Consider the following 3,439-nt stretch of genomic DNA (forward strand, 5'->3'; position numbering starts at 1 on the left):
GCGCGCCGGTGGCGAGGATCATGGTCGAGGCCGACCGCGCCGTCGGCGTGGCCTTGGCGGAGGGGGCGGAGATCCGGGCGCCGATCGTCGTCTCCGGCGCCAATCCGCGCATCACCTTCCTCGACCTGCTCGGCCCGCGGGCGCTGGATGCCGGCTTCGTCCGCCGCATCGGCCATGTCCGCATGCGCGGCAACGCCACGAAGCTGCACCTGGCGCTGGACGCGCTGCCTGATTTTTCCAGCCTCTCGCAGGAACAACTGGCGGGCCGCCTTGTGGTCGCGCCCGGCATCGACGCGGTCGAGGCCGCCTTCAACCCGGCCAAGTACGGCGAAGCCTCACCCGAACCGGTGCTGGAGGCGGTGATCCCGTCCCTGACCGACCCGTCGCTGGCCCCGGCCGGGAAGCATGTAATGTCGATCATCGCGCAATACGCCCCGGCGGAGCTGCGCGGCGGCTGGGAGGCCGGCGGCCCGGCCTTCCGCGACCGCATCCTGGCCGTGCTGGAGCGGCATCTGCCCGGCCTGTCGGCGCGGGTGCTGGCGGCGGAGCTGCTGACCCCGGCCGACCTGGAGGCGCGCTACCGCATGCCCGGCGGCCACTGGCATCATGGCGAGCTGGCGGTCGACCAGCTGATGATGCTGCGCCCGGTGCATGGCGCCGGCCGGTATGCGACGCCGGTGCCGGGCCTCTGGCTCTGCGGCGCCGGCAGCCATCCCGGCGGCGGGGTAATGGGCGCCGCCGGCCTGAACGCCGCTCGCCGGATCCTGGCGGGAGGGTGAGATGGGTGAGATGAGCATGGGACAGTTCCTCGCGGCACGAACCCCCTCCCCTGCCCCCCTCCCGCAAGGGGAGGGGGGACAAAGGGGATATGGCTGCGCCGATCGAGAGCCCAATCGGCTCTCCCGATACACGGTGCCGCTCAGGCAAGACTACCCCCAATCGAGTCCCCCCTCCCCTCGCGGGAGGGGGTTAGGGGGAGGGGGTTCTCGCCGTTGGGCGCGGACGGAGCCTGAACGATGCGCCGCCCCCTGCCCCGCGACCATTTCCGCAAGCCGCTGCTGCAGACGCCATTCCATCCGCGCCTCGCCGCGCTGATGCAGGCCGAGGACTGGTATAACTGGGCCGGCTATGTCTCCGCCCGCACCCTCCGCGACGCCGAGCAGGAATACTTCGCCATCCGCAACGCCGCGTCGCTGTTCGACCTGACGCCGATGGTGAAGTACCGCATCGCCGGCCCCGAGGCCGAGGCCTTCCTGGACCGGCTGACCGTGCGCGACGTCTCGAAGCTCGCCGTCGGCCGGGTGCACTACACCTGCTGGTGCGACGACGAGGGCCATGTGCTGGATGACGGCACGCTGTTCCGCCTGGGCCCCGCCGAATTCCGGCTGTGCTGCCAGGAGCGGCACCTGAACTGGCTGCTGGACTCCGCCATCGGCTTCGAGGTGGAGGTCGCCGAGGAGACCGAGCAGGTGGCCGCCCTGGCGCTGCAGGGCCCGACCAGCCGGGCACTGCTGACCCGCGCCGGCTTCGACGGCATCGAGACGCTGAAGCCCTTCCAGATCCGCGACGTCCACCTGGACGAGGGCCGGATCACCGTGTCCCGCACCGGCTTTACCGGCGACCTCGGCTACGAGCTGTTCGCCGAGCCCGAGGCGGCGCTGGCGCTGTGGGACCGGCTGTGGGCGACTGGACCCTGGCACGGGCTGCAGGCGATCGGCTTCGCGGCGCTGGACCTGGCGCGGCTGGAGGCCGGCTTCATCATCGCCAACAGCGACTTCATCACCGCCGAGACCGCCATCCGCGTCGACCGCCGCCGCACCCCGGACGAGATCGGCCTGGGCTGGCTGGTGGACGAGAAGAAGGCGGCCTACTGGACCGGCAAGCGCGCCATCCTGGCCCAGCGCCGCGACCGGTCGGCCCGCTGGTGCCTGGTCGGGCTGGACATAGACGGCAACATCCCGGCCGACCACGCCATCGTCTACCACAAGAGCAAGGCCGAGGCCGGGCAGATCACCGCCGCCGCCTGGTCGCCCTCGGCCAAGCGCAACATCGCCCTGGCCTCGCTGCGCCGGCCCTATGGCGACACGGTGAAGGACGATCTCTGGGTCGAGATCTACGCCCTGCGCGAGCTGGTCTACCACAAGCTGATGGTACGGGCCCGCGTGGTCGACCGGCCCTTCTATGACCCGCCGCGGCGCCGGGCCACGCCGCCGGCGGAGACCTGACCATGGCGCCCCATCGGCTGGACCCGCTGCTGCGCCCGCGCTCGATCGCGGTGGTCGGCGCCAGCGCACGGCCCGGCTCGGTCGGCGCGGTGATGCTGCGGCAGCTGGTCGAGGGCGGCTTCCCCGGCTCGGTGCATCCGGTCAACCCGAAGGGCGGGACGCTGCAGGGCCTGACCTGCCTGCCGTCGATCGGCGACCTGCCGGAGCCGGTGGAGCACGCCGCCTTCTGCCTCGGCGACGAGACCATCGCCGAGGCCTTCGCCGCGGCGTTGCGGCACGGGGTGAAGGCCGCCACCATCGTCGCGCCGCTGGCCGAGCCGGCTCTGCGCGAGCGGATCCGGGCCATGGCGCTGGAAGCCGGGGTTCTGCTCTGCGGCGGCAACGGCATGGGCTTCTACAACTTCACCGGCCGGGTGCGGCTGTGCGGCTTCGCCACCCGGCCGGACCACGTCCCCGGCGGCGCCGTGCTGCTGACCCATTCCGGGTCGCTGTTCACCGCCCTGGTCGATGCCGAGGCGCGGATCGACTATGCCCTCGCCGTTTCCTCAGGCCAGGAGCTGACCACCACTCTGGCGGACTATCTCGACTTCGCCCTGGACCAGACGGAGACCCGGGTGGTCGGGCTGTTCCTGGAGGCCGCGCGTGACCCGGAGCGCTTCGTCGCGGCGTTGGCGAAGGCGCAGGCGCGCAACATCCCGGTGGTGGCGCTGAAGGTCGGCCGGACGCGCGAGAGCGCGGCTTTGGCGCTGAGCCATTCCGGCGCCATCGCCGGCGACCACGCAGTCTATGACGCGCTGTTCGAACGCCACGCCGTCGGCCAGGTGCGGTCGGTGGACGAGCTGGCGGCGGCGATGATGCTGCTGCCGGTGGCCGCGGATCTCGGCCCCGGCGGCCTGGCCAGCACCCATGACAGCGGCGGCGAGCGCGGGCTGATGGTCGACCTGGCGGCCGAGGCCGGGGTTCGCTTCGCCGCCCTGTCGCCCGGGACCGTGGCCCGGCTGGAGGCGGCGCTGGATCCAGGCCTGCCGCCGGTCAACCCGCTGGACCATTGGGGCACCGGCCGCCGCTACCCGGCCGATTTCGAGGCCTGCTTCCAGGCGCTGATGGCCGACCCGGACACCGCGCTGGGCGCGCTGGCCCTGGACCGCTCGGTCGGCGGCCAGGTGACGCCGCTGCATCTCGAGATCGCGCACCGGGCCCGGGCGGCCAGCGGC

General features: G+C 72.7%; 3 protein-coding genes. All 3 read left to right on the forward strand.

Going from position 1 to position 3,439, the window contains the following annotated elements; genetic code table 11:
- The coding region (locus P409_RS29805; protein WP_034846960.1) for a phytoene desaturase family protein at positions 1 to 779 on the forward strand (779 nt) is incomplete at its 5' end.
- Positions 780 to 1,016: 237 nt separating this feature from the next.
- Positions 1,017 to 2,225 (forward strand): aminomethyltransferase family protein, encoded by a 1,209-nt coding sequence (locus P409_RS29810; RefSeq protein ID WP_034846962.1) that lies wholly within the window; start codon positions 1,017 to 1,019, stop codon positions 2,223 to 2,225.
- Between the two features lie 2 nt (positions 2,226 to 2,227).
- The coding region (locus P409_RS29815) for a CoA-binding protein (RefSeq protein WP_193366532.1) at positions 2,228 to 3,439 on the forward strand (1,212 nt) is incomplete at its 3' end.

The organism is Inquilinus limosus MP06 (assembly GCF_000767795.1).
GTDB classification, from domain to species: Bacteria; Pseudomonadota; Alphaproteobacteria; order DSM-16000; family Inquilinaceae; genus Inquilinus; species Inquilinus limosus_E.